This is a genomic window from Moraxella tarda (genome assembly GCF_035181405.1).
GTDB lineage: Bacteria > Pseudomonadota > Gammaproteobacteria > Pseudomonadales > Moraxellaceae > Moraxella.
Window position 1 is genome coordinate 209,608 of sequence record NZ_JAYGGV010000003.1, and the last position, 14,437, is coordinate 224,044.

The following is a 14,437-nucleotide window of genomic DNA, read 5'->3' on the forward strand; positions in this document are numbered from 1 at the left end:
TTAAAGCAAAAAATTTTTAGTGTGTATTATCGCAAGCTCTGCCATATAGTCAAGCCATTTGTAACATTTCTAATGAGTTTTTTACAAAAAAACAGAAAAGTGCTTGCCAAAACTTCAAAAGATGTGCCAAATCTGGCTTAATCATCTATTTTATCAAGGATATTTTGTGCAATCCAATTTGTTTTTGTTGTAAATTGTTGCCAAATTCTATGTGTATTTTTTGCTATAAAAATAAAGCTAATTTTGCTATCATATACGGCAAATCTGCACTCTTGTATTTGATTAAATGACTCATACAATGATTTGAATTTACATTTTACTTATCATCGGATTATCAGAGAAAATTATGACCACCAAGCCAGTTCGTACTCGTATTGCTCCAAGCCCCACAGGCTTCCCTCATGTGGGCACAGCTTACATCGCTTTATTCAATATGGTTTTTGCCAAGTCTCAAGGTGGCGAATTTATTCTACGCATTGAAGATACCGACCAAGTTCGTAGTACCGCCCAATCTGAAAAAATGATTTTAGACGCTCTTAAATGGGCAGGGCTGTCGTGGTCAGAAGGTCCTGATGTGGGCGGTCCATTTGCCCCTTACCGCCAAAGTGAACGAAAAGAAATTTACCAAAAATACGCCCAAGAGCTCTTAGATAAAGGACACGCTTTTCGCTGTTTTTGCACCACCGAAGAATTAGATGCCATGCGTAAAGAGCAAGAGGCACAAGGCTTATCTGTTCGCTATGACGGTCGCTATGCTAATCTTTCGCAAGCAGAAAGCGATGAGTTGGCAAAAAGCGGTAAGCCCTTTGTCATTCGTATGCGTGTGCCAACCGAGGGTGATTGCGTGATTCACGACCTTTTGCGTGGCGATATCACAATCCCTTGGGAAACTGTGGATATGCAGGTATTATTAAAGGCAGACGGTCTACCAACTTATCATCTTGCCAATGTTGTAGATGACCACTTGATGCAAATTAGCCATGTGATTCGTGGTGAAGAATGGATTAATTCTGCTCCCAAGCACAAGCTTTTGTATGAATATTTTGGCTGGGAAATGCCTGTATTATGCCACATGCCACTACTTCGCAACCCCGATAAATCCAAGCTCTCAAAACGCAAAAACCCAACAAGCATCACTTATTATAAAGACGCAGGCATATTACCAGAAGTGCTAATTAATTACTTAGGTCGCATGGGGTACAGTCTGCCATCAGAAGCAGAAATCTTCACTTTAAATGAAATGATTGAAACATTTGATATCCAAAGAGTGTCTCTTGGCGGACCTGTATTTGATATTGAAAAGTTGTATTGGTTAAATGGCGAATATTTGCGAGCGATGAGTGCTAATGAATTAAAAAACCGCCTCTTATCTTGGGCATTTGATGATGACAAATTAACCAATATCGCCAAGGCCATTCAGCCACGCATTAATACCTTAACAGATGCCGTAAACTGGGCAGGGTTTTACTTTCAAAACCTCCCAAATGTAACAGCCGATGACTTTGCTCATAAAACTTTGAATAACGAACAAATCTTGGAAATCCTATATCTGGCTACTTGGCAACTAGAACGCCTACCCGTATGGAGTGAAGAGAATATTTATCAGACCTTAAAAGGCCTAGCCTCTCATTTTGAGATTAAACTCAAAGATTTCATGCAGCCATTTTTTGTTGCCATTGCAGGCTCAACCAGCTCCACACCTGTGATGAATTCAATGTATATCATTGGTGCAGACATGACTTTAGCAAGACTACGCCATGCTTGTGAGGTCTTAGGCGGACTTGGAAAAAAGAAACTCAAAAAATTAGAAGAGGCAAACAAATCTTTGCCTGATTTTTTAAATTCATAAAAACCTAACAAACAAAGCCAATAATTGACAAAAAAATTATTGGCTTTTTATTTGATGGTCAATTTAAAAAAATAATAAAATCAATAATCTATAAAATTTTTATAAGTTTTTAAAATATTTTATTGACATTTTGTCAGTCTCCTTATATAATACGCCCACCTTAGCAAAGGGGCTATAGCTCAGTTGGTAGAGCACTTGCATGGCATGCAAGGGGTCAGCGGTTCGACTCCGCTTAGCTCCACCAAATTTGATAAGGACGAATGTAAGCACCTAGGCAATCATCTTACATTCTTATAACAAAGTTGCAAAACTTTATTTTGTGCTCCATTCGTCTAGAGGCCTAGGACACCGCCCTTTCACGGCGGTAACAGGGGTTCGAATCCCCTATGGAGTGCCAATATTCCAAAAAGCCAATCATTGAGATTGGCTTTTTATTTTTTAAATACATCAATTACGATAATACACCAATCATTAACCCATGCTCATAAAACATACTTAATGATCTAAACTTAGTCAGACCATACCAAATCACAGTTAAATTTTGGATAAAAATTTTAAATAAAAAAACCGCTCCAAGCTTAGAGCGGTTTTTTTTAAATAGTAATAATTTATTGTTCAATGCCTTTCATGGTCAATTTAATGCGTCCACGATTATCAATGTCTTGCACCTGAACTTTAACGGTTTGGCCTTCTTTGAGGTAATCAGTGACATTTTCTACACGCTCATCAGCAATTTGGCTGATATGCACCAGACCATCTGTACCTGGCAGAATATTAACAAACGCCCCAAATTCTACGATACGAGCAACACTACCTTCATAAATCGTCCCCACTTCCACCTCAGCGGTAATGGCTTCAATCTTGGCAATAGCAGCACGAGTAGAGGTTTTTGACTCACCAAAGATGCGAATCACACCATTATCATCAATGTCTACAGTCGCCCCAGTCTCTTCGGTTAGTGCACGAATGGTTGCTCCACCCTTACCAATGACATCACGGATTTTCTCTGGATTAATTTCAATGGTTGCATAGTTTGGTGCATGGGCATTAATCTCAGTACGAGAAGTTGAGATCACTTCATTCATCGCATTTAAAATGTGAATACGACCTGCGTGAGCTTGCTTTAATGCCTGCTCCATGATATCGGCAGTGATACCTTCAATCTTAATATCCATTTGCAAAGCGGTGATGCCGTTTACCGAGCCTGCCACTTTAAAATCCATATCACCCAAATGATCTTCATCGCCCAAAATATCGGACAATACTGCAAAACGATCACCTTCTTTAACCAACCCCATTGCAATGCCAGCTACAGGTGCTTTTAGTGGTACACCTGCATCCATCAGCGATAATGACGCACCACAAACAGATGCCATTGAGCTTGATCCATTAGATTCGGTAATGTCAGACACCACACGAATGGTGTATGGGAAACGGTCAGCCGCTGGCAACATGGCTTGTACGCCACGACGAGCCAGTCGGCCATGGCCGATTTCACGGCGTTTTGGACCACCTTCACGACCAGTCTCACCCACTGAGTAGTGTGGGAAATTATAATGCAGCATAAAATGGTCTTGCTTAGTACCAGCCAAAGTATCCACCAAGTTCACATCACGGCTGGTGCCTAGCGTAGTGGTTACAAGAGCTTGGGTTTCACCACGAGTAAACAACGCCGAACCATGTGTATAAGGCAGTACCCCTACTTGAATGTCAAGTGCACGCACGGTTTCCAAATCACGGCCATCAATACGAGGCTTGCCAGACAAAATATTATCACGCACGGTGCGATATTTTAGGGTTTCAAACAATTCTTTGATTTGACCAACTTTATCAGCATAATCTTCTGCCGTTTCATCACCTGCCAAAGTCAATGCCTCAGCTGCCAATTCATCAAGGCGTGCATAACGATCTTGCTTTACTGTAATGGTATAAGCCTCACTGACTTTCTGAGTAAATTTTTCTTTTAAAGCATTGTTCAGCTCTTCATTAATCGCAGGAGCGATAAATTCGGCTTTGGCGTTGCCAACCGCTTGTGCAAAAGCATTAATATTATCAATCACCACCTGTTGTTGGCCGTGGCCATACAATACAGCACCGAGCATTTGATCTTCTGACAGCTCTTTAGCTTCTGATTCCACCATCAGCACCGCAGCTTTTGTACCAGCCACCACCAAATCAAGCTGACTTTCTTGCATCTGTGCATGATTTGGATTGAGTACATATTCACCATTAATAAAACCAACACGAGCCGCACCAATTGGGCCATTAAATGGTGCCGCAGAGATGACAAGTGCCGCCGATGTACCAATCATCGCAGCAATGTCAGCATCTTGAGTCTTACCAGATGAAATTACAGTTGCGGTAACTTGAATTTCATTATAGTAGCCTTCTGGAAATAGCGGACGAATAGGGCGATCGATCAAACGAGATGTTAGGGTTTCAAACTCTGATGCACGACCTTCACGCTTACCATAACCACCAGGAATCTTACCTGATGCGTACATTTTTTCTTGATAATTTACAGTCAATGGGAAAAAGTCTTGACCTGCCACAGCTTCTGGACGCACAACCACAGCAACCAACACGGATACATCGCCCATGTGGACAACCACCGAATTGGCCTGACGAGCGACACGGCCTGTTTCTAAGACAACTTGTTGATTGCCATACTGAAATTCTTGGCGAATGATATTAAACATATTTTGTTCCTTGTGATTTTAATTACAAGCCATAAAAGGCTAATGAGTAGAATTGTTCTTAGGGTATGCATAAGACACAACCCAACAAAACTTGATGCTAAAACCCACTCATTAGCATTCTAAGGCAATGCAATCAAACATGATAAAAAAAATTAAAAAGCAAAAAACGGCGTTCACACAAAACACCGTTTTTTCATTTAGGGCTTCATAAACATAAACCCAAACACCAAATTAACGGCGTAGTCCTAGTTCACCAATCAATGCGGTATAACGATCTAGGTTTTTACCTTTTAGGTAGTCTAGTAGTTTACGGCGTTGGTTAACCATACGAATCAAACCACGACGACTATGATGGTCAGCCTTGTGAGCTTTAAAGTGGTCTTGTAGGTCGTTGATACGAGCGGTAAGAAGTGCTACTTGTACTTCTGGGCTGCCAGTGTCGTTCTCAGCGCGTTTAAATTTGGCGATGATGTCTTCACGGTCTTTATTGGTTAGCATGACTAAATTCCTATATGAGCAATGCAAAATAATTCGGGCAAGCTGTGCATTGCCAAAGCCTGCCTAAGCCTATTGGCACGGACTTATGATTATAACACAAAAACCGCAAAAAGTCATTGAAAGATGACAAAAAAATCAACATCCGACCATCAGAATGCACAAATTCGCTAATCCAATAACCAACCAAGGGCTAAAGATTGAAATTGGCGCCCGTAATCTACTTAACAAATGAATAAATCTAACAAAACAGGATAAATAGACAAACACCAAAGTCGGTTATCTTTGCACCACTTTGATGGGCTGTAATCGTCCGCTGGCCTCAATGACACCCAACCCAACGAAGTCCCCATCGCAATACAGACGCACTTGACAAGTGTCGTCACCAAATTCAGACGCCGTCATACGGTCTTTGACATTTAGCCTTTGCCCCATTTTGATACGCAGGGTTTCTTGATGATTTAAAACCACAATTGACAAATGTGTCAATAGTGCGTCGATTGGCAGCAGCTTAGCAAATCGCTCATTAAATGACAAATGACCAAGCTCATCAAGCGTAACAGCATCTGCCACCTCAAATCCGCCAGTACTGATGCGATGCAAGGCGGTCAAATGCCCAACCGTTCCAAGCCCTTCAGCCACACTCTCACCCAGCACTCGTACATAAGTACCTTTTGAACAAATGACACTTAAATGAATTTCATCATCACTCAATTTGGTCAAATTGAGATTATGTATGACAATGGGGCGTGCCTCTCGCTCTATTTGTATGCCATCTCTGGCATATTCATAGAGTTTTTTACCGTCTTTTTTTAGGGCAGAATACATCGGCGGAGTCTGATACCGCTCACCTGTCAGTTGCTTGGCAAGCTCATCTAACCCATGCTGGTCAAATGGCATTACGGGCAAGATGTTAAGACTCTGCCCTTCTTGATCACCTGTATCGGTTTGCTCGCCCAGCTTAATGACAGCAGAATAACCCTTATCAGCATTCAATCCAAAACTACTAAATTTGGTTGCCTCACCCAGACAAATCGGCAAAAGCCCTGTCGCCATCGGATCAAGCGTGCCTGTATGCCCTGCTTTTTTACTGTCAAAATCAGCCGACATGAACAAGCGTTTGGCTTGATTTAGGGCGGTATGTGAGCTTATGCCTTGCGGTTTGTTTAGTAATAGTACGCCTGATACAGTCTGCTTTGCCATTACTCACCAACTGCCTCGTCGTTGGCCGTTTCGCCTGTTTTTTTCATCGCCTCAGACACCAAACTCATCATGTGATTGCCATGTGCGGTCACCTCATCATAATGAAAACGCAAGCGTGGCGTGGTGCGGGTCTTCATGGTATGAGACAACTCAGTACGCAAAAATCCTGAGGCATTTTTTAGCACTTGCAAACTTTCTTGGTGAGCATTAGCATTCATGCCACCATCTTCAGATGGTTCCAAAACAGTTACATAAATATCGGCATAGCCCAAATCTGGACTGACCTTGACAGATGAAATGGTAACAAAACCTGTCAAACGAGGGTCGTTAATTTCATCACGAATCAGCACACTCAGTGTACGCTGAATCTGGTCTGCCAGGCGTTGCAATCTTTGATTCATAAATATTCTCTCTTGTTAGCTTGTTGACAGCTTAATAAACCGCTTTACTTTAAAAGTTATCGTTGATTAGTATAGCCTATTTTTACAAATTAAACCAATCACTTGATTTGAATTTTATTTCTTAGTTCCCAAACAATCGCAAATAATAAAAAACACCTCAATAAATTAAGGTGTTTTTTATTACGACAAACGACTATAGCTGACGCTTAACCTCGTGAATCTCGAAGACTTCAATTTTATCGCCTGCTGCCACTTCATAACCTTTGACCGCAAGACCACACTCTATGCCAGCTTTAACTTCATTGACATCGTCTTTATAACGGCGAAGTGATTGTAATTGACCTGTAAAAATAACTTTGTCATCACGCAGAACGCGGATCGGCTTATTGCGATAAATGACGCCTTCTTGAACCATACAGCCTGCCGCTGCACCAAATTTGCTTGAACGGAATACTTCACGCACCTCAGCAATGCCCAAAATCTGCTCACGATGCTCAGGAGCCAGCATACCACTCATCGCTGCCTTAACATCATCAATCAGACCATAGATCACGCTATAATAACGAATATCAATGCCAGCTTCATCAGCCTTACGCTTACCTGCATTATCAGCACGCACATTAAAACCAAGCAGTACTGCCTCGCTGGATTCTGCTAAAATCACATCCGATTCAGTAATTGCACCCACGCCAGAGCTGATAACACGAACCTTCACCTCATCGGTTGACAATTCATCAAGTGCGTTTAGCAAGGCTTCTAATGAACCACGCACATCAGTTTTTAGAATGATGTTTAATGTTGCAATATCATTACCCATACTTTCAAACAGCGTATCTAGACGCATCTTGTTTTGACGCTCTAAGATACGATCTCGTTCACGAGCTGCACGAAAATCTGCCACTTCACGCGCTTTTTTCTCATCAGAAACAACAAGGAATTCAGACCCTGCCATCGGTGCATCTGGCAAACCCAAAATTTCAACAGGAATTGAAGGGCCTGCGGTCTTGATACGCTGAGCATTTTCATCTGTCATCGCACGCACCCTACCATAGAACTCACCTGCCAAAACAAGATCGCCTTGATTTAGTGTGCCTTTTTTAACAAGCAGACTGGCCACTGCACCACGTCCTTTGTCAATACGAGATTCTATCACCACACCTTGTGCCGCACCATCAACAGGTGCTTCAAGCTCCATGATTTCCGCCTGAATGCTGATGGTTTCTAGCAGCTCATCAATACCCATGCCAGTTTTGGCAGAAACTTTTACCATCGGTACATCACCACCCCAAGCCTCTGGCACGACTTCTTTAACCGCAAGCTCATTGATAACACGGTCTGGGTCAGCAGCATCTTTATCCATCTTGTTGATGGCAACAATCAGCGGCGTGCCTGCTGCACGAGCATGATCAATGGCCTCTTCAGTCTGTGGCATCATACCATCATCAGCGGCCACAACCAATACAACAATATCAGTCGCTTGTGCACCACGAGAACGCATTGCAGTAAAGGCAGCATGGCCAGGGGTGTCTAGAAAAGTAATCACACCACGCTCAGTCGTTACATGATACGCACCAATGTGCTGCGTGATACCGCCAGCTTCGCCACTGGCAACTTTGGCTTCACGAATTTTATCAAGTAATGATGTTTTGCCATGGTCAACATGACCCATGATGGTAACCACTGGTGGGCGTGCTTGAACATTCCCTGATTTCTCATCAACTGCCTCTTGCAAATCATCTTCAAGTTTGGTATCAGAGACCAACACCACATGATGGCCAAATTCTTCAACCACCAAAGAAGCTGTGTCTTGGTCAATGGAATCAGACTCACGCACCATCTCACCCATTTTCATGAGTGATTTGATGACCTCACGCACCTTGACCGCCATCTTTTGGGCAAGGTCAGACACGACAATAGACTCGCCCACCTCAACATGATAAACAATTTTCTCAACGGGCATTTCAAACTTGTGTTTGCCTGCTTGTGATGATTTTAGACCACGCTGTTTTGGTCTAATCTCAAGCTCTTCTTTGCCTTTTTTCTTACCGCTCTTACCACGGCTTAAATTGGCACCTGAGCCACGCTTGATTTCTCGGCGTTCTTTTTCAAAAGACTCTTCTAATGCCGCACCCACCAAACCTTTGGCAAGCGGTTCATCTTTACGCACTATGGTGGTGGCAGTGTCGTCTTTTTCGCTATAACGACTCGCCATCTGCTTCATTTGTTCAAGGGTGCGTTTTTGTGCTTCTTCGGCTGCCTTACGACGATTTTCCGCTTCTAGCTGACGCAATTTTTCTTCTTCAGCCTCACGAGCCAACCGAGCTTTTTTAGCCGCAGCAGTTTCAGCTTTATTTAGTTTTGGAGATGATTTTTTTGCTTTATCTGCTTTTGTATCGGCCTTGCCTTGAGTTGATACATCATCTTTTTTGGCTTTTTTAACAACCACCGATACATTGCTTGTTTCAGATTTGGCATCGGCCGTATTATTGGCACGCATGGCAGCCAATGTTGCCGCCTGACGCTCTGCAGCTTCTTTTTTTGTGCGTTCGGTGGCTTGCTTTTCTTCAGCAGCTTTTAGGCGTGCTTCTTCGGCAGCTTTGACCTGTGCAGCGACCTCTTCTGCAATCTTATTGGCATCTGGTTTTTCAAAGACTTTTCTTTTGGTTTTGACGACATTGACCGCTTTGGCTTTGCCTGATGTGCCAGTTACTTTGGCAGTGGAAGTAGTTGTTGATTTAATACTGATTCGTTGATTTTTATCTTGGGTAGAATCTACCATAATTTTCACCTAATTTTGGTCAGAGTAAGTCCACTCTTTGTTCGATTGCTTGCCAAATCCCAAAAATAGGTTTGGCAAGCGTTAATTAAATGCACCCATCACAAGGTACCTATACCATCAGCACGCATGGTTATTCAAACCACGACTGACGAGCACTCATGATAAGCTTGCCTGCAAGTTCACCATCTAAGCCTTCAATGTCTTCAATATCAAAGATGGCTTGTTCTGCCAAATCATCTAATGTGATGACATCTCGCTCAGCAAGTTTGTAGGCAATTTCAGTCGTCATGCCATCTAAGGCCAACAGCTCGGCACTTGGCTCTTTGATATTTTTTTGTTTTTCAAGTTCATCGGCAATAACTATGGCCTTAGCACGCTCTTGGATAGTAGCAATCGCTTCATCGTCCAAACCTTCAATGTCATAGAAAGCTTCCACAGGCACATAGGCAACTTCTTCAATAGTAGTAAAGCCAACCTCCACCAAAGCCTCTGCCAAGTCTCTATCAACTTCTAAGCGTTCATAAAACAAACTGATGATGGTCTCCGATTCTGATGCTTGGCGTTCTAGATATTCAGATTCTAGCATCATATTGAGCTTATAACCTGTCAAATCAGATGCCAGACGCACATTTTGACCCTGTGAGCCAATCGCACGGGCAAGCTGGTCATTGGTGGCAAAAATAATGTCCGCAGTCTTTGAGTCTTCATCTAAAACAAGGCTTGACACATCAGCAGGCTCAAGAGCACTGATGATGTACTGTGCTGGCTCATCATTCCACACCACCACATCAACACGCTCTCCATCCAGCTCTTGTTGCACAGCTTGTATGCGAGTGCCTCGCATACCAATGCAAGCACCCACAGGGTCAATGCGATGGTCATTAGTCTTCACAGAAATCTTAGCACGCAAACCAGGTAGGCGTGCCACATCACGAATTTCAATAATACCTTCACTAATCTCTGGCACTTCTTTGGTCATGAGTGCAACAAGCATATCATTATGCGCACGAGACAATAAAAGCTGTGAGCCACGACCATCACGATTGACTTGATGTAGCAATGCTGTTACTCGTGATTTTGGGCGTAACATTTCTCTTGGCAATGCTTGGTCTTTGGCAAGATATCCTTCGGCATTATCCCCCAAATCAATCACATACCCATCACGGCTTTGCTTTTTGACCTCACCAGTGATAAGCTCACCCACTCGTGCCTCAAAAGCATCTGCCACAAGAGCACGCTCCGCTTCACGAATTTTTTGAATAATGACCTGTTTGGCCTGAGTGGCGGCAATACGACCAAATTCAATAGATTCAATTTGCTCTTCTTTGATATCACCGATTTTCCATTCATTCTCATCAAGGTCGCTGATGGCAAGCTGACACGCTGGCATTTCATGGTCTTCATCTGCCACTACCGTCCAGTAGCGATAAGTATCATAATCGCCTGTTTTACGGTCAATCGCCACACGAATCGCCACCTCTGGCTGTTCGGTGTAGACTTTTTTCTTGGTAGAAACAACCAAGGCCTGCTCAATTGCTTCAAAAATATCTTCAGGATTTAGCCCTTTTTCGTTACTTACCGTCTCAACAACGGTCAAAATCTCACGGCTCATCGTATATCCTTTGGGTTAATTTTGGGTTAAAATCAAATCAAAACATCAATCTTCATAAATCAGATGTGCTTTGTCCACATTATTAAATTCAATGTCAAACTCTAGTTTGTCTTCGGTAATAACTTTCATGCTCACCTCTCCTACTTCAACAAGACGACCAACTACTTTACGACGCTTGATATCACCTTGCCCAATGGCATGAATCAAACGCAAATTGACGATTTCACCCACAAACAATGCGACTTGTTCTGGTGTAAACAGTGGACGGTCAAAGCCAGGACTAGACACCTCTAAAATGTACTCACCTGCAATCGGATCATGCACATCCAGCACACCTGATACCTGATGATTCACCGCAGAACAGTCATCAATGGTGATGTGCTCACCATTTGTGCGTTGTTGGGCAGTCACTTCGATGTAGATTCTTAATAAAGACTTACGCCCTTGTGGCATAAATTCAATACCCCACAAATCTACACCACACGCCTGTACAGCAGGGGCAATAAGTTCGGTTAATTCAGCGATTTTACTCGATGGTTTCATGTGTTTTATAATGTCCTTTTCAATAGAAAATCGGCAAATGACAAATACAAAAAAACCCACAAAGCATCTTGGTGGGCTATAACTATCAATCAGCCTAGTCTTCTTTTTAAGAAAGAAAACACCTTAAATAATTAAAAGAAATATTAAGGATTTGAAAAAGTGGTAGCGGGGGCTGGATTTGAACCAACGACCTTCGGGTTATGAGCCCGACGAGCTACCAGACTGCTCCACCCCGCATCAATTTAGGAAGCCATTATAGCATGATTTTAGTAACTGTCAAGAATTAATTTACTTTTTTTATTTTTAATTTCAATCTTTATTTTAAGTCATCGCCTCATCAATTCCTCATCAATTAAGGAAGTCTTTTTTTTGCTTAGGCTGGGCTTTAAAACCCAATAAAAAGACCAAGCAACCAGTCTTTTTCCGATTGCTTGGTCTAACTTCATATTTGGTGCGATCGGAGGGACTTGAACCCTCACGCCGTGAAGCACCACCCCCTCAAGATGGCGTGTCTACCAATTCCACCACGATCGCAAATTATGCACCTATTATAATGATAAATCCTAAAATATCAAGAAAATTTTATCATACTAAGCCATTCTAAGTTATTGGTTGTTCGATGTCGCTGGTTCTGCAGTCTCAACGGCTGGCACAGCATCAGCTGTACTTGGTGGTACAGATGGCGGCTGTGTTGTATGCATGACTGGTATGTCAAGGCGACGCTGTTCATCTGCTTGTTTTTGAGCATACCATGCCAAGCCCAAGCTTGTTACAAAGAATATTGTCGCCAAAATTGCCGTCGCACGAGTCATAAAATTTGCCGAGCCTGCCGCGCCAAATACTGTGCCTGCCGCACCTGCACCAAATGATGCACCCGCATCTGCACCCTTGCCATGTTGAAGCAGAATAAAGCCAACCATCGCAATGGCAATGATGATATGAAGTGCTAATAATACTGTAAACATAATCTAAAATCACTATTTAAGGCAGATAATCCACCAAGATTGTTAAAATTGGGCAAATGCCTCTACGATTGTCGCAAAGCTCTGAACTTTTAATGATGCACCACCAACCAGCGCCCCATTCACGGCATCACAACCAGCAAACTCAGCGGCATTTTTGTCATTGACACTACCGCCATACAGCACACAGACATCATCAACACCTAAATGCTGAAGATTTGCCTTGATGTGGCGATGTGCAGCCACTACTTCATCAATCGTCGGCGTAAGACCTGTACCAATCGCCCATACAGGCTCATAGGCAATAAGCAACTTGTCTTGTACAAATTTGTCTTGTAAAACAGTCAAGCCATTTAATACAGACAGCTGATTATCTAGCACCCCTAGAGTCTCACCTTGCTCATATTCGCTCTTGGTTTCGCCCACACACAAAACAACCGCAAGGCCTGCACTGATGGCTTGTGTGATTTTTTTGACAAGCAAGCTGTTGTCTTCTTTGTGATAAGCACGGCGTTCAGAATGTCCGATGATGGCAAATTTTGCCCCCAAATCCACTGCCTGCACTGCAGAAACATCACCAGTAAATGCACCTGTCGCCCCAAATGCACCAATATCCTGTACACCCACCCACACCGATGAGTGCTTTAAAATTTCACGCACCGCCGCTAAATGTACAAAGCTGGGTGTACAACCAATATGGCAATTTGCATCATTTGCCATTGCTCCAATAGCATGAGCAAGTGCAGTCGCCTCAGTCAAAGTTGCAGGGTTCAACTTCCAATTACCAATGACATACTTTACCATATTTTACTCTCTGTCTGTCAAAGCTGGTATCACGAATTTGTTAATTTCATTCTTAAATTCGCCAAAACCATTCACCAACTCAAAACTCGTTTAAACGAATTATTATAACGCATTTTTGCTAAAATTTTCAAAATATCATGGTTTTTTTATCAATCATAACACCAAAAATCAAACTAAATACCAATAAATACTCATGGCTTTTTTAAATATTTTTAAAATAAAAGTATTTTTTGAACTTTGAACAAAGGCATTTTAAAAAAATTTTAAAAAATAAGAAAAGCCATGAATTTACATTCATCTACTTATCATATTTATCGCAAATTTCATGATGAATATGACATTGATATCCGTCGTAAAAATGATTATAATTGAATGTCTTTGTATTTTTAGGATAAGAATGATGTCGTCTAAATTTTTTAACAAAACTGGTGTACTGGCGGTCTGCTTGTGCTTACCTACGCTCAGTCATGCCATGTGGGACACAAGCGACCCACACCGCTTTGCAGGCGATGTGCTACAGCTGGCTTTGCCTGCCACAGGGTTGGTTGTAGCTTATCATAAAGATGATATGCAAGGTGCCAAACAGCTTGGCAAAACAATGGCTGCCACTGTCATTACCACCGAAGCACTAAAAACAGGATTTAACAATACCGCACTTGGCAAACGCCCCAATGGTGGCAGTCGCTCTTTTCCGTCTGGACATACCAGCAGTGCTTGTGCTGGGGCGACCTTTATTGGACAGCGTTATGGCTGGAAAGCAGGTCTGCCTGCAATGGGTGTGGCAGGTTATGTGGGCTGGACACGGGTACACGCCAAAGCACATCACCCACGAGATGTGGTAGCGGGGTGTGCGGTGGGTGTGGCAGCGGGGCTGTTATTGACCGACCCAATGAGCGACACCCAAGTGTTGCCGTGGTACGAAAACAAAACTTTGGGCGTGTCGGTAAGCTCGGTTTGGTAGTGCGACAAAACTGACGGCATTCTACTTATAATATGGTAAGATTTTGTGCCATACTCGTGTTTGGTGTCAATTTTAACAGTTTTAAAATATGAAAGGCCAACTTTCTTGCTTTTTGTCAAAGCATGCATT

General features: G+C 42.6%; 10 protein-coding genes, 4 tRNA genes and 1 pseudogene. 4 read left to right on the plus strand and 11 right to left on the minus strand.

Annotated features, from left to right (window positions below; all coding sequences use genetic code 11):
• The first annotated feature begins 322 nt into the window (after positions 1-322).
• The 3 genes from gltX to U9670_RS05365 all read left to right on the plus strand — a co-directional run bounded on the left by gltX (position 323) and on the right by U9670_RS05365 (position 2,246).
• Positions 323-1,849: a glutamate--tRNA ligase gene (gene gltX / locus U9670_RS05355; RefSeq protein ID WP_416381497.1), complete on the plus strand. Its 1,527-nt coding sequence runs from the start codon at positions 323-325 to the stop codon at positions 1,847-1,849.
• 168 nt (positions 1,850-2,017) lie between these two features.
• Positions 2,018-2,093 (plus strand) — tRNA-Ala (locus U9670_RS05360).
• A gap of 77 nt (positions 2,094-2,170) precedes the next feature.
• A tRNA-Glu gene (locus U9670_RS05365) sits at positions 2,171-2,246 on the plus strand.
• Between the two features lie 211 nt (positions 2,247-2,457).
• Here the strand turns inward: U9670_RS05365 and pnp are convergent.
• The 11 genes and pseudogenes from pnp to tpiA all read right to left on the minus strand — a co-directional run bounded on the left by pnp (position 2,458) and on the right by tpiA (position 13,347).
• Positions 2,458-4,548, minus strand: coding sequence for a polyribonucleotide nucleotidyltransferase (pnp, locus tag U9670_RS05370; RefSeq protein ID WP_323841106.1), 2,091 nt, complete (start codon positions 4,546-4,548; stop codon positions 2,458-2,460).
• Positions 4,549-4,779: 231 nt separating this feature from the next.
• Positions 4,780-5,046 (minus strand): 30S ribosomal protein S15, encoded by a 267-nt coding sequence (rpsO, locus tag U9670_RS05375; RefSeq protein ID WP_323841105.1) that lies wholly within the window; start codon positions 5,044-5,046, stop codon positions 4,780-4,782.
• A 276-nt stretch (positions 5,047-5,322) separates the two neighbouring features.
• Entirely contained in the window at positions 5,323-6,246 is a 924-nt protein-coding gene (gene truB / locus U9670_RS05380) for a tRNA pseudouridine(55) synthase TruB (RefSeq protein ID WP_323841104.1), read from the minus strand.
• Positions 6,246-6,647: a ribosome-binding factor A gene (locus U9670_RS05385; RefSeq protein ID WP_323841103.1), complete on the minus strand. Its 402-nt coding sequence runs from the start codon at positions 6,645-6,647 to the stop codon at positions 6,246-6,248. Before U9670_RS05385 ends, truB begins: the two co-directional genes overlap by 1 nt.
• 193 nt (positions 6,648-6,840) lie before the next feature.
• Positions 6,841-9,396: pseudogene (gene infB / locus U9670_RS05390) on the minus strand (translation initiation factor IF-2); the annotation flags it as partial.
• Between the two features lie 160 nt (positions 9,397-9,556).
• On the minus strand, positions 9,557-11,038 hold the full coding sequence (nusA, locus tag U9670_RS05395) for a transcription termination factor NusA (RefSeq protein WP_323841102.1): 1,482 nt from the start codon (positions 11,036-11,038) through the stop codon (positions 9,557-9,559).
• A gap of 45 nt (positions 11,039-11,083) precedes the next feature.
• A complete protein-coding gene (rimP, locus tag U9670_RS05400; protein ID WP_323841101.1) occupies positions 11,084-11,581 on the minus strand; it encodes a ribosome maturation factor RimP in 498 nt (165 codons plus the stop codon).
• Positions 11,582-11,741: 160 nt separating this feature from the next.
• Positions 11,742-11,818, minus strand: a tRNA-Met gene (locus U9670_RS05405).
• Between the two features lie 212 nt (positions 11,819-12,030).
• Positions 12,031-12,115 (minus strand) — tRNA-Leu (locus U9670_RS05410).
• A 71-nt stretch (positions 12,116-12,186) separates the two neighbouring features.
• Positions 12,187-12,546 carry a preprotein translocase subunit SecG gene (secG, locus tag U9670_RS05415; RefSeq protein ID WP_323841100.1) on the minus strand — a complete coding sequence of 120 codons (360 nt, stop codon included), beginning with the start codon at positions 12,544-12,546 and terminating at the stop codon, positions 12,187-12,189.
• A gap of 42 nt (positions 12,547-12,588) precedes the next feature.
• The gene (gene tpiA, locus U9670_RS05420; RefSeq protein WP_323841099.1) at positions 12,589-13,347 is read right to left on the minus strand and encodes a triose-phosphate isomerase; all 759 of its coding nucleotides are present in this window, start codon (positions 13,345-13,347) and stop codon (positions 12,589-12,591) included.
• A 397-nt stretch (positions 13,348-13,744) separates the two neighbouring features.
• Between tpiA and U9670_RS05425 the strand changes: the two genes are divergently transcribed.
• Positions 13,745-14,308 carry a phosphatase PAP2 family protein gene (locus U9670_RS05425; RefSeq protein ID WP_323841098.1) on the plus strand — a complete coding sequence of 188 codons (564 nt, stop codon included), beginning with the start codon at positions 13,745-13,747 and terminating at the stop codon, positions 14,306-14,308.
• Positions 14,309-14,437 lie beyond the last annotated feature (129 nt).

What these genes read in the sequence shown, in the direction of transcription:
- nusA (WP_323841102.1), bottom strand. Translation starts at nt 11,038, where the DNA reads ATGAGCCGTGAGATTTTGACCGTTGTTGAGACGGTAAGTAACGAAAAA.
- rpsO (WP_323841105.1), bottom strand. Translation starts at nt 5,046, where the DNA reads ATGCTAACCAATAAAGACCGTGAAGACATCATCGCCAAATTTAAACGC.
- U9670_RS05385 (WP_323841103.1), bottom strand. Translation starts at nt 6,647, where the DNA reads ATGAATCAAAGATTGCAACGCCTGGCAGACCAGATTCAGCGTACACTG.
- rimP (WP_323841101.1), bottom strand. Translation starts at nt 11,581, where the DNA reads ATGAAACCATCGAGTAAAATCGCTGAATTAACCGAACTTATTGCCCCT.
- pnp (WP_323841106.1), bottom strand. Translation starts at nt 4,548, where the DNA reads ATGTTTAATATCATTCGCCAAGAATTTCAGTATGGCAATCAACAAGTT.
- tpiA (WP_323841099.1), bottom strand. Translation starts at nt 13,347, where the DNA reads ATGGTAAAGTATGTCATTGGTAATTGGAAGTTGAACCCTGCAACTTTG.
- secG (WP_323841100.1), bottom strand. Translation starts at nt 12,546, where the DNA reads ATGTTTACAGTATTATTAGCACTTCATATCATCATTGCCATTGCGATG.
- U9670_RS05425 (WP_323841098.1), top strand. Translation starts at nt 13,745, where the DNA reads ATGATGTCGTCTAAATTTTTTAACAAAACTGGTGTACTGGCGGTCTGC.
- truB (WP_323841104.1), bottom strand. Translation starts at nt 6,246, where the DNA reads ATGGCAAAGCAGACTGTATCAGGCGTACTATTACTAAACAAACCGCAA.